This window comes from Thioalkalivibrio sp. ALJ21, from assembly GCF_000378605.1.
Taxonomy (GTDB): Bacteria; Pseudomonadota; Gammaproteobacteria; order Ectothiorhodospirales; family Ectothiorhodospiraceae; genus Thioalkalivibrio.
Genome location: NZ_KB905157.1, coordinates 206,681 through 229,199, shown reverse-complemented (window position 1 = coordinate 229,199; position 22,519 = coordinate 206,681). Strand labels below are relative to the sequence as shown.

General features: G+C 67.4%; 21 protein-coding genes and 1 tRNA gene. 3 read left to right on the top strand and 19 right to left on the bottom strand.

Annotation, left to right across the window (positions count from 1 at the left end; genetic code table 11):
* Nucleotides 1-8: 8 nt before the first annotated feature.
* Nucleotides 9-1,436 (bottom strand): glutamate--tRNA ligase, encoded by a 1,428-nt coding sequence (gene gltX, locus F579_RS0112460; RefSeq protein ID WP_019025006.1) that lies wholly within the window; start codon nucleotides 1,434-1,436, stop codon nucleotides 9-11.
* A 479-nt stretch (nucleotides 1,437-1,915) separates the two neighbouring features.
* Between gltX and F579_RS0112455 the strand changes: the two genes are divergently transcribed.
* Entirely contained in the window at nucleotides 1,916-2,431 is a 516-nt protein-coding gene (locus F579_RS0112455; protein WP_018137548.1) for a peptidylprolyl isomerase, read from the top strand.
* Nucleotides 2,432-2,439: 8 nt separating this feature from the next.
* Nucleotides 2,440-3,195 (top strand): UDP-2,3-diacylglucosamine diphosphatase, encoded by a 756-nt coding sequence (locus tag F579_RS0112450; protein ID WP_019024997.1) that lies wholly within the window; start codon nucleotides 2,440-2,442, stop codon nucleotides 3,193-3,195.
* 845 nt (nucleotides 3,196-4,040) lie between these two features.
* Here the strand turns inward: F579_RS0112450 and F579_RS0112445 are convergent.
* The 18 genes from F579_RS0112445 to rnr form a co-directional block, all read right to left on the bottom strand.
* Nucleotides 4,041-4,877: a ferritin-like domain-containing protein gene (locus tag F579_RS0112445; RefSeq protein ID WP_019024996.1), complete on the bottom strand. Its 837-nt coding sequence runs from the start codon at nucleotides 4,875-4,877 to the stop codon at nucleotides 4,041-4,043.
* A gap of 28 nt (nucleotides 4,878-4,905) precedes the next feature.
* Nucleotides 4,906-6,489, bottom strand: coding sequence for a multicopper oxidase family protein (locus F579_RS0112440; RefSeq protein ID WP_019024995.1), 1,584 nt, complete (start codon nucleotides 6,487-6,489; stop codon nucleotides 4,906-4,908).
* A complete protein-coding gene (locus tag F579_RS0112435; protein ID WP_019024994.1) occupies nucleotides 6,486-8,993 on the bottom strand; it encodes a heavy metal translocating P-type ATPase in 2,508 nt (835 codons plus the stop codon). Before F579_RS0112435 ends, F579_RS0112440 begins: the two co-directional genes overlap by 4 nt.
* Before the next feature lie 12 nt (nucleotides 8,994-9,005).
* The gene (locus F579_RS15465) at nucleotides 9,006-9,137 is read right to left on the bottom strand and encodes a hypothetical protein (RefSeq protein WP_018861924.1); all 132 of its coding nucleotides are present in this window, start codon (nucleotides 9,135-9,137) and stop codon (nucleotides 9,006-9,008) included.
* Nucleotides 9,138-9,245: 108 nt separating this feature from the next.
* A complete protein-coding gene (locus F579_RS15195) occupies nucleotides 9,246-9,614 on the bottom strand; it encodes a hypothetical protein (protein WP_038029925.1) in 369 nt (122 codons plus the stop codon).
* A gap of 95 nt (nucleotides 9,615-9,709) precedes the next feature.
* Nucleotides 9,710-11,182 carry a cardiolipin synthase gene (cls, locus tag F579_RS0112420; RefSeq protein WP_019024992.1) on the bottom strand — a complete coding sequence of 491 codons (1,473 nt, stop codon included), beginning with the start codon at nucleotides 11,180-11,182 and terminating at the stop codon, nucleotides 9,710-9,712.
* 27 nt (nucleotides 11,183-11,209) lie between these two features.
* Nucleotides 11,210-12,400 carry an O-succinylhomoserine sulfhydrylase gene (locus F579_RS0112415; RefSeq protein ID WP_019024991.1) on the bottom strand — a complete coding sequence of 397 codons (1,191 nt, stop codon included), beginning with the start codon at nucleotides 12,398-12,400 and terminating at the stop codon, nucleotides 11,210-11,212.
* A gap of 34 nt (nucleotides 12,401-12,434) precedes the next feature.
* Entirely contained in the window at nucleotides 12,435-13,544 is a 1,110-nt protein-coding gene (gene alr / locus F579_RS0112410; protein ID WP_019024990.1) for an alanine racemase, read from the bottom strand.
* A 70-nt stretch (nucleotides 13,545-13,614) separates the two neighbouring features.
* Nucleotides 13,615-14,973, bottom strand: coding sequence for a replicative DNA helicase (dnaB, locus tag F579_RS0112405; RefSeq protein ID WP_019024989.1), 1,359 nt, complete (start codon nucleotides 14,971-14,973; stop codon nucleotides 13,615-13,617).
* 88 nt (nucleotides 14,974-15,061) lie between these two features.
* Complete coding sequence (gene rplI, locus F579_RS0112400; protein WP_012983298.1) at nucleotides 15,062-15,511, bottom strand: 50S ribosomal protein L9; 450 nt, start codon at nucleotides 15,509-15,511, stop codon at nucleotides 15,062-15,064.
* A gap of 68 nt (nucleotides 15,512-15,579) precedes the next feature.
* Nucleotides 15,580-16,527, bottom strand: coding sequence for a hypothetical protein (locus F579_RS0112395; protein ID WP_019024988.1), 948 nt, complete (start codon nucleotides 16,525-16,527; stop codon nucleotides 15,580-15,582).
* A 31-nt stretch (nucleotides 16,528-16,558) separates the two neighbouring features.
* Nucleotides 16,559-16,783, bottom strand: a complete 225-nt coding sequence (gene rpsR, locus F579_RS0112390) for a 30S ribosomal protein S18 (protein WP_018138099.1) — start codon at nucleotides 16,781-16,783, stop codon at nucleotides 16,559-16,561.
* 42 nt (nucleotides 16,784-16,825) lie between these two features.
* Complete coding sequence (rpsF, locus tag F579_RS0112385) at nucleotides 16,826-17,230, bottom strand: 30S ribosomal protein S6 (protein WP_012983301.1); 405 nt, start codon at nucleotides 17,228-17,230, stop codon at nucleotides 16,826-16,828.
* Nucleotides 17,231-17,395: 165 nt separating this feature from the next.
* The gene (locus F579_RS0112380) at nucleotides 17,396-17,851 is read right to left on the bottom strand and encodes a cytochrome c (RefSeq protein WP_019024987.1); all 456 of its coding nucleotides are present in this window, start codon (nucleotides 17,849-17,851) and stop codon (nucleotides 17,396-17,398) included.
* Nucleotides 17,835-18,461, bottom strand: coding sequence for a cytochrome c (locus tag F579_RS0112375; RefSeq protein ID WP_026301102.1), 627 nt, complete (start codon nucleotides 18,459-18,461; stop codon nucleotides 17,835-17,837). Before F579_RS0112375 ends, F579_RS0112380 begins: the two co-directional genes overlap by 17 nt.
* A gap of 65 nt (nucleotides 18,462-18,526) precedes the next feature.
* Nucleotides 18,527-18,841 (bottom strand): hypothetical protein, encoded by a 315-nt coding sequence (locus F579_RS0112370; RefSeq protein WP_019024986.1) that lies wholly within the window; start codon nucleotides 18,839-18,841, stop codon nucleotides 18,527-18,529.
* A gap of 27 nt (nucleotides 18,842-18,868) precedes the next feature.
* Entirely contained in the window at nucleotides 18,869-19,624 is a 756-nt protein-coding gene (rlmB, locus tag F579_RS0112365) for a 23S rRNA (guanosine(2251)-2'-O)-methyltransferase RlmB (RefSeq protein ID WP_019024985.1), read from the bottom strand.
* 11 nt (nucleotides 19,625-19,635) lie between these two features.
* The gene (gene rnr, locus F579_RS0112360) at nucleotides 19,636-22,119 is read right to left on the bottom strand and encodes a ribonuclease R (RefSeq protein WP_019024984.1); all 2,484 of its coding nucleotides are present in this window, start codon (nucleotides 22,117-22,119) and stop codon (nucleotides 19,636-19,638) included.
* A 238-nt stretch (nucleotides 22,120-22,357) separates the two neighbouring features.
* On the opposite strand from rnr, the gene F579_RS0112355 reads away from it, so the two are divergent.
* Nucleotides 22,358-22,444 (top strand) — tRNA-Leu (locus F579_RS0112355).
* Nucleotides 22,445-22,519 lie beyond the last annotated feature (75 nt).

The following is a 22,519-nucleotide window of genomic DNA, read 5'->3' as shown; positions in this document are numbered from 1 at the left end:
AAAGCGCTTCAGCCCGCCTGTTCGAGCGCGACCTGCAGGCGCGCACGTACACGCTCGCGTCCCAGATACTCGAAGATACGCGGCAGCTCGGGCCCATGCGTCTGGCCGGACAGCGCTGCGCGCAACGGCATGAACAGCTTGCGCCCCTTCGCACCCGTCGCTGCGCCGACGGCCTTTGCCAGAGCCGGGAAATCCTCGGCCTCGTCCAGGGCCTCCAGGGCGGCGCGGTAGAAATCGGCACCCGCCTGCTGCAGCTCGGCGGCGGCCGCCTCGCTCACCGGGGCCGGATCGGCGGCGAAGGCCTCCACCCAGATACGGGCGTCCTCGGCGCGGGTGATGTTGTCACGCAACAGTCCCGCTAGTGCCGGGCGCTGGTCCTCTGGCACCTGCCCGAATACATCGAAGTCCTCGAGATAGGCCAGCAGATCGGGATCGGACAGCTGGCGCAGGGCCTCGGCCTGCCAGTGTTCCAGCTGCTGTGCATCGTGGCGTGCAGCGCTGTGACCGATACGCTCCGGGCTGAACCCGGTCGCCAGTTCCTCAACGCTCAACAGTTCATCCGACTCGTACCGGTGCCCAAGGCGGGCGAGATGGTTGAGGATCGCGAGCGGCAGGTAGCCCGCCGTGCGCAGATCCTCGACGCTGGCCGAGCCATTGCGCTTGGAAAGCGGCGCACCGTCGTGTCCCATCACCAGCGGCAGATGATGATAGGCCGGCGCCGCCAGCCCCAGCGCCTCCAGCAGCAGCATCTGGCGCGGGGTGTTGGCGATATGGTCCTCGCCGCGCACCACGTCAGTTACGCCCATCAGGGCATCGTCGATCGCATTGGAGAAGAAAAAGGCAGGCGTGCCGTCGGAGCGGCGGATCACGAAATCGCCGATCTCGTCGGTCCGAAAACTCACCGGCCCGCGCACCCCGTCCTCGAAACGGACCGTGCGGCCCAGCGGCACACGAAAGCGCAGGGTCGGCTTCTGCCCCTCGGCCAAGCGCCGCTCGGCCTCCTCCGCACTCAGGTGGGCGCAGGTCCCCGGATAGCGCGGCGGCTTGCCCTGGGCGCGCATGCGCTTGCGCCCCCGCTCCAGCTCGGCGGGCGAACAGAAACAGGGGTAGGCCTGACCGGCGTCGATCAACTGCTGGTAATAGCCATCGAAGATCCCGCCACGCTCGGACTGGGCATACGGTCCGGCATCGCCACCCGAATCAACGCCCTCGTCCCAGTCCAGCTTCAGCCAGCGCAGGTCGCGCATCAGCGCGGCCACGAACTCCGGGCGCGAGCGCTCGGCGTCGGTGTCCTCGATCCGCAGCAGAAAATGCCCGCCGCGCGAGCGGGCGAACAGCGCGCTGAACAACGCGGTGCGCACGTTGCCGAGATGGAGAAGCCCGGTGGGACTGGGCGCGAAACGGGTCTTGGTCGGCGGTGTCGTCATCGCGCGCATGTTAGCGGAGCACCCCGCACGCCACCAGCCGGGCTGGCCGTGGCCCTAGGGAGACGCTGATTGAATCGCACGTCCGCGTTGGTGCCCCCTGTTTTCCGAGACAAGGCGCGTCGTGCAGCGGGTAGTGGTTCTACCCGCAAGCGGCGCAACGCAGGATCGGGGAACAGGGGGCACCAACCCCACAAGCCATTTACTGCAGGGGCTCGGCCGCTTTTGCGTGGGAACGGCGTTGCGGTTCCCTTGTGCAGAATGACTGCACGGCAGTCACCGCGCCTTGTTCGCACGCAAAAGCGACTCGAGCGCGGACGCGCGATTCAATCAGCGTCTCCCTAGTAGCGTTGCTGGCAGGCACCCCGCCTGCCGGGTACCATGGCTGCCCGACATTCATCCGGAGGGCCAGTCCCGTGCAGCGATCCCGTTTCCGGCTCGGCATTGTGCTGGCCACCGCCCTTCTTGCCCTACTGCTTTCAGGAGCCCCCATGGCCGATACCAATCCGCAGGTCGCGATCGAAACCAACCATGGCCGCATCGTGCTGGAACTCAACGCCGAGGCCGCCCCGGAGACGGTCGCCAACTTCATGTCCTACGTGGATGACGGCTTCTACGACGGCACGATCTTTCACCGCGTGATCCCGGGCTTCATGGTCCAGGGCGGCGGCTTCGACAAGAACATGAGCCAGAAGTCCGCCGGCGAGCCGATCCGCAACGAGGCGGACAACGGCCTGAAGAACGAGGTGGGTGCGATCTCCATGGCCCGCACCCAGGATCCGCACTCGGCCACCGCGCAGTTCTTCATCAACGTGAACGACAACGACTTCCTTAACCACACGGCCCCGAATGCGCAGGGCTGGGGTTATGCGGTGTTCGGCAAGGTGACCGAGGGCATGGACGTCGTGCGCCAGATCGAATCCGTGCCCACCGGGCGTTCCGGCATGCACCAGGATGTGCCGCAGGAGCCGGTCGTGATGGAAAGCGTGAAACGCGTCGAGGACTGAGCCACCCCGTGGCTTCGAGTGCGCCGGCCCTGGTCATCTCCGACCTGCACCTGGATCGCGAGCCCGGCCCCCTGCTGGAGGCCGCGCTCGCCTTCCTGAAGGGACCGGCGCGCAGCGCCTCGGCGCTGTACATCCTCGGCGACCTGTTCGAATACTGGGTCGGCGATGACGCCGGCTTCCCGGCCGCCGAACAACTGGCCAACGCCCTCAAGTCACTCGAGATCCCGGTCGCCTTCATCCATGGCAACCGGGATTTTCTCGTGGGCCCGGACTATGCCGCCCGCGCCGGGATGCAGCTGGCGCCCGAGCCGCTGCACGCGGCCCTGCCCTGCGGGCCCGCCGTGCTGCTGCATGGCGATTCCCTGTGCACCGACGACACCGAACACATGGCCTTTCGCCAGCAGGTGCGCGGCGGCGAATGGCAGCGGGCCTTCCTGGCCCATCCACTGGAGGAACGCATCCGGCAGGCCGAGGCCATGCGCGCCACCAGTCGTGACAACAGCCGGATGAAGGCCGACGCCATCATGGACGTGAATGCGAACGCCGTAGCGGATACCTTCCGCGACGCCGATGTCCCGCTGATGATCCATGGCCACACCCACCGCCCCGCGATCCACGACCTGGCGGTCGACGGTCAGCCCCGCCAGCGCTGCGTCCTCCCGGCCTGGGACGAGCACCCGGGCTACCTCGAGGTCGCGGCAACCGGGCCCGTCCTGCGCGAGCTGGACGGCTCGCCCTACCCCGCGCACCTGCTGCACGCCTGAACCACGCGCCTCGCGCCGCTGTAAAGCTGGGCCTCTTTCTCGGCACTCGGTGTTTACGGTGCCTTCGGCCGGCCGCCTGCCAAGCGCTGTTTCGGCAGCGCGCCCCGAGTTACTTCTTTGCTCGTGCAAAGAAGTAACCAAGAAACACGCCCGGGATTCGCCCGGGAACCTTGCTCCGGACGCGCCAGGCCGGCGGCGCTGAAACTCGCTGCGCTGTCGCTCCGCTCAGACAGTCAGCGCCTTCTCCCGGCCTGTCACGCCCTCCACAAGGGGCTCATATCGGGAGGGTAGGTCAAAACAGGCGGTGTTCCCGCACCTGTCTAAGTCCCGAGCTGTAGGGTGCGTTGAGCACAGCGAAACTCACCGATCCGACGCCGGGGTTAACCCTGATGCGATTCGCTGCGCTCATCCGCATCCTACGATGGGTCTGGCGCCCGCTGGCGGGCGCGGCACGCCAGGGCCGAAGGCCGAGCGTGCCAAGATGTCCGAATGCCTAGCCTCTATCCACTGGCAGGAACGTCAGGCCAGCCGTTGTCTTGACCTTATCCCCCCGTATGAAGCCCCTTGCGGAAGGGTTCTCGGGACGGACGATTCAAAATAGAAACGGGGGCGCTGACTGTCTGAGCGGAGCGACAGCGCAGCGAGTTTCAGCGCCGCCGGCCCGAGGGCCCTGGAGCAAGGTCCCCGGGCGGAATCCGGGTGCGCCTCGACGGGTACTTTCTTGGGCAAACAAGAAAGTACCTCGCGGCGCACTCGCGAGTGAGCGCTCGGCAGTATGCGGACCGAAGGCACGTAAACACCGGGTGCCGAACCAAGGCCAGCCTCAATAAGGCAGGCGGTCGAGTCTAGGGCGACGGTTCGGTGATGGCCTGGGCCTCCAGTTGCGCCATCTCGGAGTCGGTGAAGCCGGCGGCGCGGCGGGCCTCGTGGGCGAAGGGCGGGCGTACACGGCCCGGCATGTACTCGGCCAGCAGCTCGAGGAACAGCGGCTCGGGGTCGAGCCCGCGTGCGTGGGCCAGCTCGCGGAACCAGCGCGTGCCGATCGCCACGTGAGCGACCTCCTCGCGCTGGATGATCTCGAGAAGCGCCACGGTCGCGTGATCGCCCGCCGCCGTCAGGCGCTCGATCATGCCCGGGGTCACGTCCAGCCCGCGCGCCTCCAGCACCCGCGGCACCAGGGCCATGCGGATCATCACGTCGTGGTCGGTCGCGAGTGCGGCCTCCCACAGCCCGTTGTGGGCCGGCAGGTCGCCGTAGTCCGCTCCCAGCTCGTTGAGCCGCGCACGCAACAGCCGGAAATGGCGCGCCTCCTCGGCCGCCACCTGCAGCCAATCGCTGACAAAGGGAGCCGGCATGTCGCGAAAGCGGTAGACGGCATCCAGCGCCAGGTTGATCGCGTTGAACTCGATATGCGCAACGGCATGCACCAGGGCTGCCCGTCCGGCCGTCGTGTGCAGCCCGCGCCGCGGCAGCTCGCGCGGGTGCACGAGCACCGGACGCTCGGGGCGCCCGGGCACCTCCAGGCGCCGCGGGGGTGGCGCCGCTGCCAGCGCCGTCGCGCCCGACCACCAGGCGTCCATCAGCCCCAGCACGCGCTCGCACTTGCCCTCCGGATCGGATTCCAGCAGGGCGGCCTCGGCCGCCCGGTAGAGGTTTGCCTCCGGTCGCGCTGTCGCGTTCATGGATCTCCCTGTACGTGCAGGCGCGCCGTCAGGCACGCACGCGGACGTTCACCATCATGTCATTGTCCTCGTGTTCCAGGTTGTGGCAGTGGAACACGTAGAGCTGGTCGCCATCGTAATCGTGCGTGAAGTCGATGGCGATGCGCACGGTCTCGCCCGGCCACAGCAGGACCGTGTCCTTCCAGCCCAGATCCGCGACCGTCAGCCCGTCGTCGTTGACCGCCTGTTCGCGCACGAAATCGGGGCCGCCAGAGCGCAACAGCACCTGGAACGAGAAGCCATGGATATGCATTGGGTGCGGCATGCTGTGGTCCGCATTGCGGATGACCCACACCTCCTTCGTGTTGGCATCCACCTCGATCGGCACCCGGTCCGGGTCATAGACCTCGCCGTTGATGCGCCACTGCATCGGGGCCATGTCCAGGCGGATGTCCCGCTCCCTGGCATCGGTGATGTCGATGGGCTCAATCCGTGACAGGCGCTCGGGCACCCGGGCGGTCACGGCCTCGCCCTCGCGGACCACGAATTCGAGCAGCGCGAGCGGGTCGCCGTCGTGCATCGCGCCGCCCATCATCCGGCCCATGCCACCGCCCATGCCTCTTCCCATACCACCGCGGCCCATCATGCCGCCGCCGGCCATCGGGTCGAATTCGAGGCTGTGCAGTTCCACCCGATCGCCCCCGGCAAAGGCCGCGAAGTCGACCAGCACCTCCAGACGCTCGCCCGGTGACAGGAAGGCCTCTTTCACCTCCCGGGGCGACCCCAGCAGACCCCCGTCCGTGCCGATGACCCGGAACGGGACCGCGTCGCCATCGGCCCGCAGGGCGAGGCGATAGATCCGGGCGGTGGAGCCGTTCAGCAGGCGCAGGCGATGGATGCGACGCTCGACCTCGTGGCGGGCGGACGGTGTCATGTTCACCAGCACCTCGTCCCCGAGATACCCCATCATCCCCTGCATCGGATTCGGCTGGTACACCAGATGCCCGAGCCGGTCGAAGCGCTTGTCCTGCAGCACCAGCGGCAGATCGGTGCTGCCCAGCTCCAGGTCCAGTGCCTCGTTCAGGGCATCGTTGTCGTCGTCCCCGACCAGCAGAAAGCTGGCCAGTCCCTGGTGGGCCTGGCGCGCGGTCCGGTGGTGGGCATGGGTGTGATACCAGTAGGTACCGCCGCGGTTGGTGACCTTGAAGCGGTATTCGTACTGGTCACCGGGGTCGACCGTATGGATCGGGTGCCCGTCCTCCCGGCCCGGCACATGCAGGCCGTGCCAGTGGATAATCGTGCCCTCGTCAAGCTGGTTGTCCAGGGTCACGTCCAGTTCGTCGCCCGTGCGCAGCAGCAGGATCGGATTCTGATAGTCGGCCCCGTTCACCTGCGTGCGGTACCACAGGAATGGGGTCTCGCTGCGGCCCGGCACCGGCAACCACCCCTGTTCGGCCACCAGGGTGAACGGCGCATCGGGCGCCAGTACTGCAAACGGCCCGTCACTCCCGGGCAGAAACAGCGTGTTGTCGAAACGCGGGGCGGAGACCGCATGGTTGAACAGGGTCCAGCCGCCAAACGTGGTGACCACGGGCAGCGCCGCGGCCAGTCCGAGAAACTGACGTCGTTTCATGATTGTTCTCCTTTGGGCATGCTGCGGCGCAGCAGGATGGAGTTGCCGATGACCGAGAGCGAGCTGGCGGTCATCGCGATCACGCCGATCATCGGGTGCAACAGGCCGACCGCGGCGATGGGGATCGCGGCGGTGTTGTAGCCCCAGGCCCAGAACAGGTTCTGCACGATCTTGCGGAAGGTCAGGCGCGAGAGCCGGACGGCCTCGACGACCTTGGTCAGCTCACCGCGCACCAGGGTCACATCGGCGGCCTCGATGGCCACATCCGCGCCGGCCCCGATCGCGATGCCGACGTTCGCCTGCTGCAGCGCCGGGGCGTCGTTGATGCCGTCGCCCACCATCGCCACGTGGTCGCCGTACTGCGCCTGCAGTTCGCGGACCGCCTCGACCTTGCCCTCCGGCAGCACGCCGGCACGGACCTCGTCGATCCCGACCTGCGCGGCCACCGCGTTGGCGGTGCGCTCGTTGTCGCCGGTGACCATCACGCAGCGGATGCCGAGGGCATGCAGCTGTTCGATGGCGGCCTGCGACTCCGCCTTGAGGGTGTCGGCGACCGCGACGATACCGGCGGGTCGATCGCCAATGGCCACCAGCATCGCGGTCTTGCCGGCATCCTCGAGCCGGCGCAGCGATGCCAGCAGGCCGGAGGGATCCAGGCCCTGCTCCTCCAGCAGCCGCTGGCTGCCGACCAGGACGCGTTCCCCGTCGAGGTGGGCCTCCACCCCGCGCGCGGTGTGCGACTGGAACTGTTCGACCTCGGCGACCGCCAGCTCCCGATCGCGCGCACCCTGCACAATGGCCTCGGCCAGCGGATGCGCAGAACCAGCCTCCACGGCCGCGGCCGCGCGCAGCACGCGAGCGTCATCGAAGCCCTCGGCCGCGATCACGTCGGTCAGTGCCGGCTGCCCGCGGGTGATGGTCCCGGTCTTGTCGAGCACGATCACGCGGATGTCCTTCAGCGTCTGGATCGCGGAGCCCGAGCGGATCAGCACCCCACGCTCGGCCCCCATGCCGGAGCCCACCATCAGCGCCGTGGGCGTGGCCAGGCCCAGCGCGCAGGGACAGGCGATGACCAGCACGGCAATGGCCGCGAGGATAGCCAGCACGATCGGCGGCCGCTCCGAGTCCACCCAGGGCAGAAAGCCCTCGCCCCAGATCAGGATCGGCTGCAGCGCCCCGGAAAACGCCAGCCAGGCTGCAAACGCGGCCAGCGCGATGATCAATACCGCCGGCACGAACCGCGCGGTGATGCGGTCCGCCAGCTCCTGCACCGGCACCCGCGAACCCTGCGCCTCGTTCACCAGACGGATCACCTGCGACAGGAAAGTGTCGGCCCCCACACGGGTCGCGCGCACTTTCAGCCGCCCCTGCTGGTTCAGGGTCGCACCGAGCACGGTATCGCCCTCAGCCTTGTCCACCGGCACCGACTCGCCGGTGGCGATGGATTCGTCCACGGTGCTCTCGCCGGCAACCACCTCGCCATCGGTGGGGATCTTCTCGCCCGGGCGCACGATCATCACCTCGCCCACCTGCAGCGATTTCACCGGCACCTCGATCTCTTCGCCGTCGCGTTCCACCCGGGCCGACTTCGCGCCCAGATCCAGCAGCTTGCGGATCGCAGAGGAGGCCTCGCCCTTGGCGCGGTACTCCAGGTACCGCCCGAGCATGTGGAAGGCCATGATGGTCGCGGCCATCTCGATGAACGAGGTCATCGGGTAGACAAAGCCGATCAGCCCCAGCAGATAGGGCGGCAGCGAGCCCATGGAGATCAGCACGTCCATGTTCAGACTGCCGCTTTTCAGCGCGCGCCAGGACGAACGGTGGGTGGCCGCACCCCCGGCCATGAACACCACCGGGAACGCCAGCACGGCGATGATCAGCAGATAGCCGGGGATCTCCTGCCAGAACATGTGCGGCATCATCAGCACCATGATCGCGATGGTCGGGATCATCGCGATCCACAGCCGGCGCCAGGCCTGCTTCAGATAGGCCGCATCAATCTCGGCGTCGTCCGCCTCGCTGCCGGCCTCCTCGGTCTCCACCGCCGCCACGTCATAGCCGGCCCCCTCGACCGCGGCGCGCAGGGCCTCGGCGTCGGGGCCACCGGGACCGGGTTCTACGGTCACACGGTGATCGCCGATATTGGTGCGCACCGCCTGGATGCCGTCCAGCTTCTCGATCGCACCGCGCACAATCCCCGCGCAGTGATCCGAACCCATGCCGGGTACCACCAGACGCACCGCACCGGCACCGCCCGCCGCGCCCTCGACCTGGGCGACATCGTAGCCAGCCCCCTCCACGGCGGCTCGCAACCCCTGCGGGTCAACCTGCTCGGGATCGTATCCCACGGTGACCCGGTGGCGGGCGATATTGGTCCCCACCGAGGCCACGCCCGGCATCTTCTCCAGCGCCGCGCGCACAATCCCCGCGCAGTGATCCGACCCCATGCCGGGGACGATCACCACCGCCTCGCGGGCGTCCGCTGGCTTCGTTTCCGTCGTCATCGTGCGATTCCTTTAGCGATTGCTGAACAGATACTTGATCAGGGCCGCGATCCCGAGGATCAGCAGTACCAGAATCAGGAGACCAATCCAGCCATGGCCGAAGCCGAGGCCCGTCATCCAGCCAAAACCTTGTTCATGCATCATGGTGTAGTCCTCCCAAGGACATCGTGACAACTGCAATGCGCGACACCGCGCACCGAGTGGGTGATCCACGATCACCCGGGGCCGGGCGGAACCCCAGCCAGGGAGAACTCAGAGGGGAGGTCGCAGATCCGGTGCTGCGGGGATACCGGGGCCCATGGCAACGGGAAGGGGCGCGAGAACCGGTGCAGCCGCGGTGACCGGCGTGCCGGCGGGCGAAGGCAAGGCCGGGACCCCGCAGACGCCACAGACCGCGCAGGGCATCTCGCAGGCCGAAGGCTCGGCCTGGATCACGAGGTCCAGGGAAAGGTCCGAAGGCAGGGGCTCCGCAGGTGATCCCGCTCCATGATTCGGGCAGTGATCCGCCGCGGTCATGCTGTCCGCGGGATCACCGTGCATCATCCCGGCGCCGGCAATCGGCGCCAGCAACAGGGCGGCGACAATCAGCAGATTCAGCAGATGGTGCAGGGCTCGCGACACGGGCTGGCCTGAACAGGTATTCGTTTTGCAAGTCTAGCACTGGCGCTGCATCTGCACATGACACAGATCAAGCCTTCCGGTCACTGCCTTGAAACCTACAGCACCGGCGCCAGCAGATAGGCAGCCCTTGCGGCCACCCGTCGCCACAGCGGCAGGTCGTCCACGTCCTGCCGGGTCATCTCGCGCGAGCGGGCAAAGTCGGCTTCAAACATGCGCGCCGTCTCGCGAGCGAAGGCCGGATCCATCACCAGCGCGGTGACCTCGAAATTCAGCCGGAACGAGCGGTTGTCCAGGTTCACGGTCCCCACCGCCGCGCCCATGTCGTCCACCACGAAGGCCTTGCCGTGCAGGAAACCCTCCTGATAGCGGTAGATGCGCACGCCGGCATCCAGCAGCGGACCCAGAAAGGCATAGGCCGCATGCGTGGTCAGCGGGTTGTCGGTGACCTCGGGGATCAGCACCCGTACGTCGACGCCACTGAGCGCGGCCAGTTTGAGCATGCCCTGCACGCCCTCGTCCGGCACGAAGTACGGGCTGGCGATCCAGATGCGCCGCTCCGCCGCATGGATCGCCTGCTGCATCATCAGGCTGGCGGTCTCGAACTCGTCGGCCGGTCCTGAGGGCAGGATCAGCACCGGGACGCCATCGTCCGCCATGGTCGCCGGCTGCCAGTCCAGCTCCGGGATCTCTTCGGTGGCCCAGTGCCAGTCCTCCAGGAACACCGACTGCAGGGCCAGGGCGGACGGCCCCTCGATGCGCAGGTGGGTGTCGCGCCAGGGGCCGATCTTCGGGTCCCGCCCGAGGTACTCGTCCCCCACGTTCAGTCCGCCGACCCAACCCTGTTCGCCATCGGCCACCACGATCTTGCGGTGATTGCGGAAGTTCAGCTGGAAGCGATTGCCGCGCCCGCGGGTCGAGTGAAAGTGCTGCACATGCACCCCCGCCTCGCGCAGGTCGTCGAGATAGCTGCCGGGCAGGCGGTAGCTGCCGATCTCGTCGTACAGGAAGTAGACCTCGACCCCATCTTGCGCCCGCTCCACCAGCCGTCGCTGGAGTTCGCGCCCGATCGCGTCGTCACGCACGATATAGAACTGCACCAGCAGGTAGCGCTCGGCCTGTTCGATCCCCTCGAAGATACTGTCGAAAGCCGCCTCGCCATCCACCAGGAGCTCGACCTCGTTGCCGTGCAGAAACGGCCAGCGGGCGAGTTGCTGCACCCCGTCCAGGTGCTTGCTCGGTTCTTGCGCGATGTACTGGTGCGACCACAGCTCCTCGGTTTTCGGCTGCAGGGCCCGCGCCAGAGCGGAGTCTTCGTCACGGCGCGCGACCACATAGCCGCGAAACTCGCTGGCGCCGAATACCCAGTAGGCCGGCACAGCCACATAGGGAACGGTGTTGAGCGACACGATCCACGCCACCGCGCCCTGCGGCGTGCGGGTGGACATCAGCGCATCCAGCGACGACAGGAACCCCAGCAGGTGGAAACCAATGACAATCGTCAGCAGTACACGCCAGCGCGGACGCCGGCGCGGCTTCGGATGGACATCACCGGACCCGGGTCTGGACATATCCGCGCGGTCGACCCGGTGCCTGCGTCAGAGCGCGTCGAGCCCGCGGGCCAGATCGCGCTGGATGTCGGCGACCGCCTCCAGCCCGACCGCGACCCGCACTAGGGCCTCGGTAATGCCCTGAGCCTCCCGCTTGTCCGGGTCCACACGGCCGTGGGTAGTGGTGGCCGGATGGGTGATGGTGGTCTTGGTATCGCCCAGGTTCGCGGTGATCGACAGGAATTTCGTTGCGTCGATCACCGACCAGGCGGCCTCGCGCCCGCCGGCGACCTCGAAGCTCAGCACGCCGCCGAAGCCACTTTGCTGGCGCTTGGCGATCGCATGCTGCGGGTGGGATTCGAGCCCCGGGTAATGCACGGCGGTGACCTTCGGGTGGGCCTGCAGCCACTGCGCCAGGGCCAGGGCGTTCTCGCTGTGGGCGCGCATGCGCAGGGCCAGGGTCTCCAGCCCCTTCAGGAACACCCAGGCGTTGAACGGCGACAGGGTCGGCCCGGCGGTGCGCAGGAAGCCGTAGACGTCCTTGCCCACGCGCTCGGCATCGCCGACCACCGCGCCACCCAGGCAGCGCCCCTGGCCGTCGAGGAACTTGGTCGCCGAGTGGATGATGATGTCGGCGCCCAAATCCAGCGGGCGCTGCAGGATCGGCGTGCAGAAGCAGTTGTCCACCGCGAGCAGCGCGTCGTGCCGATGCGCGATCTCCGCCAGCGCGGCAATGTCCACCACCTCGCCCAGCGGGTTGGACGGCGTCTCGCAGAAATACAGCCGGGTATTGGGCTGCGTGGCGGCCTCCCAGGCCTCGAGGTTCGACAGCTCGACGTAGGTCACCTCGACACCGAAACGGCCGAGGTAGTTGTTGAAAAGCACCGTGGTCGTGCCGAACACCGAACGCGAGCAGACCACGTGATCGCCGGCCTTCAGCAGACCCATCATGGTCGCCAGGATCGCGGACATACCGGAGGCGGTGGCCACACAGGCCTCGCCCCCCTCCAGCGCGGCCAGGCGGTCCTGGAAGGTACGCACGGTCGGGTTGGTGAAGCGCGAGTAGATGTTGCCGGGCGACTCCCCGCCGAAGCGCGCGGCGGCCTCCGCGGCCGAGCCGAATACGAAGCTGGAGGTCGGGAAGATCGCCTCGGAGTGCTCGCCCTCGGGCGTACGCTGGTAACCGTGCCGGATGGCTACAGTCTGCGGGTCGTAATCAGCGGGGTCGAAGTCGGTCATCGCGGCATCCTTGAATGCGGGATGCGACAGTGTATCAGCGCGCCGGCTGCAGGCGGTCCGCCACGCGCGTCAGCAGCTCGTAGCTGATCGTCCCCGCCGCGCGCGCCACGCGCTCAACGGGAAGGCCTTCGCCCCACAGGGTCACCGGGTCCCCGACCTGCGCATCGGGCACCCCGGAGAGATCCACCGCCAGCATGTCCATGGACACGCGCCCGATCAGCGGGCAAAGCGCCCCCTTCACCAGCACTGGTGTGCCCGACGGGGCATGGCGCGGGTATCCGTCGGCATACCCCATCGCGACGATCCCGGCCCGGCCCGGCACATCGGCAGCCCAGGTCGCCCCATAACCGACGGTACTGCCGGATTCGAGCGGCTGGGTGGCGATGATCGGGGCCTGCACGGTCATCGCCGGGCGCAGGTCGCTGTCCGGACCCTCCGGGAGGTGCTCGGTGGGTACCGAGGCCGGATGCGCGCCGTAGAGCATGATACCGGGCCGGCCCCAGTATTCACCGGGGGCATCGGACGTCCCGCCCCGACCCCAGCCGGCAAACAGGGCCGCCGAATTGGCCACGCTGCGGCGTCCCGAAAATTCCGCCACCGTCGTCGCGAAACGGTCCAGCTGGCGGGCATTTTGTGGATGCTCCGGCTCGTCGGCACAGGCCATGTGGGTCATCCAGTGCAACCCGCCCTGCCCGTGGCCGGTAGCCTGGAGTCGCCTGGCGACCGAGGCCGCCTCCGACGGCACGAAACCCAGCCGGTTCATCCCGGTATTCAGTTTGATCCAGACGATGGGAAGCGTGACTCGGGCGGTCTCGAGATGGTCGAGTTGTGCCGCGTCGTGCAGCACAGGCTGCAGGTCGAATTCGGTGCAGGCATGCACCTCGGAGGGATCGCGCGGACCCTGCAGCACCAGCAACGCGCCGTCGAAGCCGGCATCGCGCAGTGCCCGCGCCTCACCGACCTGGGAAACGGCCAGCCCGTCGCTTTCGCTGGCGAGTGCCTCGGCCGCCCACAGCAGTCCGTGGCCGTAGCCTTCCGCCTTGATCACCGACCACATGGGGACACCGGGTGCGAGGCCTCGCGCCACGGCCAGGTTGTGCCGCAGGGCCTCGGGGTGGAGCTGGATGCTGGCCGCGCGCCTCACGCGCCGCCTCGGGCCAGGGATCGAGAAGCATTGGGCGCCAACGCAACTGTGTACATGGCTGGGTGTCCCCCTACTGCTCCATCCCGCCGTAGACGTCGGGGGCGTAGTTCTCGAAGCGAGTGAACTGCCCGCGGAAGGTCAGGCGCACAGTCCCGATGGGGCCATTACGCTGCTTGGCGATAATGATCTCGGCCGTGCCCTTGTCCGGGGACTCCTCGTTATAGACCTCGTCGCGGTAGACGAAGGCAATAATGTCAGCGTCCTGCTCGATGGCCCCGGACTCGCGTAGATCGGACATCACCGGGCGCTTGTTCGGGCGCTGCTCCAGCGAACGGTTGAGCTGCGACAGCGCGATCATCGGTACGCTCAGCTCCTTCGCCAGGGCCTTCAGCGATCGCGAGATGTCCGAGATCTCATTCGCGCGATTCTCGCTGCTGCCGGGCGACTGCATCAGCTGCAGGTAGTCGACCACAATCAGCTTGAGCCCCTTGTGCTCGCGCATCAGCCGGCGCGTACGGGCGCGCAGTTCGGTGGGTGACAGCGCCGGGGTGTCGTCGATAAACAGCGGGGCCTCGGAGAGCATCTGCACGGCACTGGTCAGGCGCGGCCAGTCGCCGTCCTCCAGGCGCCCGGAGCGCAGCTTCTGCTGATTGATCCGGCCCATGGACGACAACAGACGCATCGCCAACTGCTCGCCGGGCATCTCCATGGAGAAGATCGCGACTGGTTCGGCGTTCTTCATCGCCACATACTCGGCGATGTTCATGGCAAACGAGGTCTTGCCCATCGAGGGTCGGCCGGCAACGATCACCAGATCGCCGGGGTTCAGCCCTGACGTCAGGGCATCCAGGTCCTGATACCCCGTCGCCACGCCTGTGATCGGGTTCTGCGTCTCGTAGAGGTACTCGATCTGCTCGACCGCGGCGGTCAGCAGCGGCTTCATGCCGCGGAATCCCCGAGCTCCGCGCGCACCCTGCTCGGCGATGCGGAACACCTTCTGCTCGGCCTGATCCAGCAGTTCCTTGGATTCCCGACCCTCGGGCACAAAGGCCGAATCGGCGATCTCGGTGCCCACCGAGATCAGGGAACGCAGGATGGAACGCTCGCGGACGATGTCCGCATAGGCCACGATGTTCGCGGCACTGGGGGTTTCGGCCGCCAGGCGGCCCAGATAAGCCATGCCGCCCGCGTCTTCCAGCTCGGAGGTTCGCTCGAGCTGTTCCGACACGGTCACCATGTCGAACGGGGCGTTGCGTTCGGCCAATGCGGCCACCGCCCGGAAGATCAGGCGGTGGTCATGGCGATAGAAGTCTTCATCGGTAATGCGGTCCGCCACCCGATCCCAGGCGGCGTTGTCCAGCATCAGCCCGCCGAGGACCGACTGCTCGGCCTCCTCGGAATGCGGGGGGATGCGCGGATTCGGCGTCATTGGCCGGTTCATGCCAGAGGGCACCGTGTGAACCGGCCAGCCTGCCGGGCGTCAGCGACCTGCGGCCACTCTCCCGACATGCGGAGGATCACTCCTCGCCGATGACCACGACGTGAATGTCGACATCCACGTCCGTATGCAGGTGCAGGCCGATCTCGAACTCGCCCGTGGTACGCAGCGGGCCTTCCGGCATGCGCACTTCCTTCTTCTCCACCTCGGTGCCCTTGGCAGTCAGCGCGTCGGCGATATCGGCGGGGCCGATGGAGCCGAACAGCTTGCCCTCGCCACCGGACTTGGCGGTGATTTCCAGCACGGTACCTTCCAGCTGTGCCTTGCGCGCCTCGGCGGCGGCCAGCGCTTCGGCGGCGGCCTTTTCCAGCTCGGCACGGCGGGCCTCGAACTCGGCAATGTTCTCCGCGGTGGCGAACTTGGCCTTGCCCTGCGGCAGCAGGTAGTTGCGGGCGAAGCCGGAGCGCACGGTCACGCGGTCACCCAGACCACCCAGGTTATCGATCTTTTCCAGCAGAATGACTTCCATCTTCGGTATTCCTGTAACGTTGGGTCAGCCCCCAAAGGGGCGCATTCTACACCGGTCGCCGACCGGTCTCACGAATTGTTGTCACCGTCCGGTCCGTCACCCGGACCCTTGCGCCCGCCTAGCGCGCCAAGGCGCGAACGGATGTCCGCCCAGGCATCGATCACCCCGATCGTCGCCAGCAGCAGGAACATCTGCGGCAGGGCCAGCGCCATCAGTACGTACATACCCACCAGCCAGAAGCTGCTCATGCCCTGGTGGTGCGTCAGCGCATGCACCAGTGCGATCCCCTGGAGGAAAAACAGCACCCCCAGGATGAACGCCAGCTCCGTGGCCAGCGGCACCGGGCCGAGATGCCCGACCAGCCCCAGCGCGACGGTCACGCCGCTCATGGCACGACCGAACTGCAGCGCCCGGAACTCCTCGCCAAACGCCCCCGGGTTGTACAGAAGCGCCTGCCAGTAGCGCCCGATCAGCAGACTCAGCGTCAGGCTCAGCAGCACGATCCCGGCAAAAAGACCCGTCAGGTAGGGCGCCGCACGGCGCAGCGCGGCTTCCAGCTCCTGCGCCCCGGTATCCGTACCTTCGAACAGCGGTCCCAGCAGGGCCATGCCCGCCTCGGACCAGGCCGTCTGCAGGTCCGGCACCAGGGCATGCACTGCCAGTACACCGAGCCCGGCGACCATCGCGCCGGCCTTCAGCGTCATGCGCCAGGACACCGTACGGCGCAGGACCTCGGCCAGCAGGACCACGGGTGCCCACTGCACAAACCCGGCAGCCACGCCCGCCATCGGCGGGGCCTCCGGGATCAGCACGAACATCGCGGCCCCGAGTACCAGCGCCGACAGCGCGGCGACGAGCAGGGCCTGCCCCAGACCGACACGCAGGCCGACCAGTGCAATCAGGGCACTGCTGACGATCGCGATCGGCGGCAGGAAGAGCCCCGCAACGCCAAAGCCGGAGACCGCGCCCACGGCGCGGCCCCGGCTTTTCATCACGAATTCGGCCAGTACACGCATGGCCGTGCGTCCGGGCGAACCGGAGCGCGGATCAGTGGTTGTCGCTGTACGGCAGCAGCGCGAGGTAGCGCGCGCGCTTCACGGCCGTGGCCAGCTGGCGCTGATACTTCGCGCTGGTGCCGGTCACGCGGCTGGGCACAATCTTGCCGGTCTCGGTTACAAAACCTTTCAGCAGGTTCAGGTCCTTGTAATCGATGTACTCGATGCCTTCGGCGGTGAACTTGCAGTACTTGCGACGACGCGGAAAACGGGCCATGTCAGATCTCCTTCAAAAATTCGGTCAACGGACGGGCGGGACTTACTCGGCGGAGGCCGAGTCGTCAGAGGCGGCCTGGCCACCTTCGTCGTCACGCTCGCGGCGACGGCCCTTGGCACCTTCCTCTTCCTGGCCCTTGGCCAGCGGGGAGGTTTCGGTGACGGCCTCTTCCATGCGCATGGCCAGGTGGCGCAGCACGGCATCGTTGAACCGGAAGGCACTGACCAGTTCTTCCAGCGCCTCTTCCGAGGCCTCGATGTTCATCAGCACGTAGTGGGCCTTGACCAGCTTCTGGATCGGGTAGGCCAGCTGACGACGGCCCCAGTCTTCCAGGCGGTGGATCTTGCCCTCGTGACCTTCGACCAGGCCCTTGTAGCGCTCGATCATCGCCGGGACCTGCTCGCTCTGGTCCGGGTGGACCAGGAACACAACTTCGTAATGACGCATTTTCGACTCCTTGCGGGTATCAGCCTCCCGACGCAGCGGTGAGGCAAGGATTCCGGCCACCGGATAACCGGCAGACGGAAAGGCGCGATACCTTAAACGAACTGGGCCCCGGCAACAAGCCCGACGGGCCTCGGTAGCGCCGTCGCGCCAGGCCGGGCGACGATGTCAGTCCTCGTCCACCGGCCACTCGTCGTCCGGAATAATCCCGTCGTCACGCTGCTCGTGCCGCACCCAGGCGACGATATCCGCCACATCCTGATGATCCAGCCCCGGGACCGGCGGCATGTCGCCGTATTCCCAGTGATGCGCGACCACCCCGCGCTCGACCGCGATGAAGAAGGTGATGTCGGCGTGATGGGACGGCTCGTAGATCCGGTGGATCAGCGCCGGCCCCTGCCCGGTACCGCGGGCATCGGCGCCATGACACTCCGCGCAGCTCTGCGCGAAGCGCTCCCGACCCACCTGCGGATCGCCGTACAGCTCGATACTGGCCAGCCCCTGGATCGGATACGGCGCGCGCTCCTTCGCGGCCTCCGAGACCTCGTCGCCACACCCGGCGAGCAGACTGGCGAGGGCCAGCGCGATCACCGGTGCCCCGACCGACTTAATACGCATGCCCATGATGCCCCCCGTTGTGGTGATCGTGGTCGTCGTGTCCGTCAGGCGCGTGATGGCCATCGTGGCCATCCGAGGGATCGTCGCCGGCATCGGCCAGCTCGTAGCGGATGTAATTGACCACGTGCCAGATCTCGTCGTCGTCCAGCACACTGGCAAAGGCGGGCATCTCGCCCGAACCCTCGCGAATCATCCAGTGGTATTCGCCTGCGGTGTGCCCCCCGGCGTGTGCCCGTAAATCGGCTGGACGCGACTCCAGCGCACGCGCCTGCGGGCCGTCACCGGCGCCAGCCTCCCCGTGGCAGACCAGGCACTGGGCCTTGTAGGCATCCCGCCCCATGCGGATGGATGCCTCGTCCGCCGCGTGGGGGTTATCGCGCTCGGCCGCATCGGAAGGCGCCTCCCAGCGATGCTCATGCGCGTCGTGGTCGTGCATGGGGTCATCGTGCGCGTGATGGTCATGGCCGCGGTGGTCACCCTGGCCGGAATGGTCATGGTGATCATGGGCCGGCTCGCCGTGGTGGTGGTCGTGGCCCTCGCTCGCCGCGAGCGGCGTGGCCAGGGTCAGGCTCATGGCCAGCAGGACGCTGACCGGAAAAGCGGTTGCAAAAGACATCTCGATTCCTCGCTGTCGCAATCATCAAAACGGACGCGGCCAGGCCGCGTCCCGGGACAGGGGAATCAGGATCTCGGTGGAGGGCTCGGGGGTGCGGCGGATGACCGGGCCGGCCGCAACAGCGATTCGGCGGGTATCCGGGCCAGCTTCGGCGTAAGCGAGACGACAGTCGCCAGCGGGGCCATGCAACAGCCACCGTGGCTGGAACACTCCTGCTCGGCGTGATGATCGCAGTGCGCGCCCTCGCAGTGCATGGAGGCGTCCATCTCTACGGGCTCGGCGGGCATGGTCGCCATGTCGGCCGCATGTACGGTTTGCGCCATCACCAGCAGGGGCAACAGCAGCAACAGCCAGAGGAACGGTCGAGGATGCGCGCGCATATCCCGAGTGTATCAGGCCCGGCGGTGTCAGGATTGGCGCTGGCGCCGGACCTCGAACAGGGTGATCCCGGTCGCCACCGAGACGTTCAGACTCTCCACCGTGCCGCCCATCGGGATCCGGGTGAGATGATCGCAGGCCTCACGGGTCAGGCGTCGCATACCCTCGCCCTCGGCCCCCATCACGATCGCGGTCGGCGGCCGCAGATCGACTGCATAGAGGTCCTCGTGCGCGGCACCATCAAGTCCTACGGTCCACATGCCGGCATCCTTCAATACCGCCAGGGTCCGCGCGAGGTTGCCGACCGCGACCACCGGCACGGTTTCCGCCGCGCCCGAGGCGACCTTGATCGCCGCCGGCGTGAGCGCCGCACTGTGGTGTCGGGGTGTCACGATGGCACCCGCTCCGGCCGCATCCGCCGTACGCAGGCAGGCGCCCAGGTTGTGCGGATCGGTCACCCCGTCCAGCACCAGCACGAGGTCCAGCCCGTCCTGTACCCGCTGGACCAGGGTCTTTTCGTCCACCACCGGGCGCGGGGCGCAATGCACGATCACACCCTGATGCTGGAAGCCGGGGTGCTGCTGGTCGAGCTTGTCGCGCCCCGCCCGCTCGACCGAGATCCCGCGTGCCTGGGCCTGCTCCAGCAAATGCGCCAGCGCCGGCTCCAGGGTGCCACTCGCCAGCTGCAGCAGACGCACGCGCTCCGGGGCATGCTGCAGCACGGCGGCGACCGCGTGGATCCCGCCAAAGGACTCGCCGCGAGGCCCCTTGCCGCCCTTGCCCATCGCCCGGGTTCCTAGGAGGCGCTGGACGAACGACGCCGCCGACCACGACGACGCCGGCCGGACTTGCCACCGGGCTCGCCGTCGGTACCCGACGGCGTCTCTGAAGTGTCGCCGGACGACGCCTCGGGAGTCGGGGCTTCCGTGGCGGACTCCGCCGACTTGCCGCGACCGCGTCCACCACGACGGCGGCGCTTCTTCTTCGGCGGGGCGTCGTCCTGGGCCTGCTCGGGCGCGGCCTCCGGCGCCGGCTGCACGGCCTCCGCGTCCTTGCGTTTGCGACCACGGCCGCCCTTCTTCTTGGGCGCGGGCTCGACTGTCGACTCTTCGGCCAGCGCCAGATCGATCTTGCGATCATCCAGGCTGACGCGCACGACCTGCACGCGCACCTCGTCGCCGATGCGGAACACGCGACCACCACGCTCGCCGGTCAGCGTGTGGCGCGACGGCTCGAAGTGGTAGAAGTCGTTATCCAGGGCGGTCACATGCACCAGTCCCTCGATGTAGACATCCTTGATCTCGACAAACAGCCCGAATCCGGTCACCCCGGAGACCACGCCGTCAAAGGTGTCGCCGACCTTGTCCTGCATGTATTCGGCCTTGAGCCAGGCGACCGCGTCGCGCGTGGCATCATCCGCACGGCGCTCCGCCATGGAGCAGTGCTCGCCGAGCGATTCCATGTCGTTGTGCGAATAAGGGAAGCCCTTGTTGCTGCCCTTGCGCAGCACATGGCGAATCCCGCGATGCACCAGCAGATCCGGGTAGCGCCGGATCGGCGAGGTGAAGTGGGCGTAGTCATCCAGCGCCAGCCCGAAGTGGCCGTCCAGTTCGGGCGCGTACACCGCCTGGCTCAGCGAGCGCAGCAGCACGGTCTGGATCAGCTGCTGGTCGGGACGCTTCTTCGCCGCCTTCAGGACCTCGGTGTAGTCGCGGGGGCTCGGCTCGCTGCCCCCGCCGAGCGCCAGACCCACCCCATTGAGGAAGTCACGCAGGTCGTCGACCTTGTCCGTCGGCGGCTGGTCGTGGATACGGAAGAGCGCCGGCACCTTGTGCTTCTTGAGGAAGCGCGCGGCCGCCACGTTGGCCATGATCATGCATTCCTCGACCATGCGATGCGCGTCGTTGCGCTCGGTCGGCACGATCTGCTCGATCTTGCGATCCTCGCCGAACAGGATCTTGGTCTCGGTGGTATCGAAGTCGATCGCCCCTCGGCGGTTGCGCGCGGCGTGCAGCGCCTTGAAGACCTCGTGCAGGACCTCCAGGTGGGGCATCACATGCTCATTCTGCTCGCGCAGCGACGCATCGCCATCGAGCATCGCCGCCACGTCCTCGTAGATCAGGCGCGCATGCGAGCGGATCAGGCCCTCGTGGAAACGATAGTTCTTCAGGGCACCGCGCGCACCGATCTCCATCTCGCAGACCATGCTCAACCGATCCACCTTCGGGTTCAGCGAGCACAGCCCGTTGGACAGGACTTCCGGCAGCATCGGGATCACGTTGTTCGGGAAATATACCGAGGTCCCGCGCGTACGTGCCTCGCGGTCCAGTGCCGCCTCCCGCTCGACATAGTGCGACACGTCCGCGATGGCGACCCACAGGCGCCAGCCCTTGCCGTCGCGCTCGCAGTACAGCGCATCGTCAAAGTCCCGCGCGTCGTCGCCATCGATGGTCACAAACGGCTGCTCGCGCAGGTCCAGCCGACCTTTCTTGGCCTTCTCGCTGACCTCGGCGCCCAGCTCGTCGGCCGCGGCGGCGACCTCTTCCGGCCACTCGTGCGGCAGACCGTGGGCACGGATCGCGATGTCGATCTCCATGCCGGGCGCCATGTGTTCGCCCAGCACCTCGATCACATCGCCGCGCAGGCGTGCCGTGCGCGACGCGGACTCGCGGATACGCACGACCACGATCTGGTCGTCTCCGGCCTCGCCCAGGCCATCGGGCGGCACCAGGATGTCGTGGGTGATGCGCTTGTTGTCCGGGGTCAGGATGCCCACCCCGTCCTCGATGCGCAGGCGCCCGACCACCTGGGTCGTGTTGTGCTCGAGGACCTCGACGATACCGCCCTCGCGGCGACCGCGACGATCCACGCCCATGACCCGCGCCAGCACGCGGTCGCCATGGAACACACCGCGCATCTGGCGCGGCGAGAGAAACAGATCGTCGTCCTGCTCATCCGGCACCAGAAAGCCGAAGCCGTCCGGGTGGCCGATCACGCGACCGCGGATCAGGTCTTCCTGGTTAACCGGGAGATAGGCTCCGCGCCGGTTGCAGAGGGCCTGGCCGTCGCGCTCCATCGCCTTCAGGCGGCGGCGCAGGGCCTCGAGACGATCGTCGTCGGCGATCTCCAGCCGCTCGGCGATCTCGTCATAGGACAGGGGGTTGTCGGCTTCCTGCAGAAGCCCGAGGATGAACTCGCGGCTGGGGATGGGATTGTCGTACTTCTGCGCCTCGCGCTCGAAATTGGGATCGACCGGCGCCTTGCTTCTTTTTCTTGGCATTCAAACAACTCGTTGGATGATTCGGTGGCTGCCCGCGGAAGGCCGGCAGCGCAAGCGACCTATTATGCGGCATGTAAAGATTTGCTGCCGGAAGTGCCGGAGGACACGCGAACGCAGTCTCACGTTCGCGCCCATGACACTGGACATTCTCGCGGACGTTGACAGGCTTTTGGCCGCGCACTATATTGCGCGCTCCTGAAGCGCAGGACCCGGGCTCGCACCGGCGCTCCGACCTCGTGCCGAGGTGGCGGAATTGGTAGACGCGCTAGCTTCAGGTGCTAGTGAGCGAAAGCTCGTGGAGGTTCAAGTCCTCTCCTCGGCACCATTTCTCTGCTTCCGGAATCCCCAAGACGAAAATACCCGCCCCGTCGCTCCGCACGGATGTCCGTGTAGCGGTGTC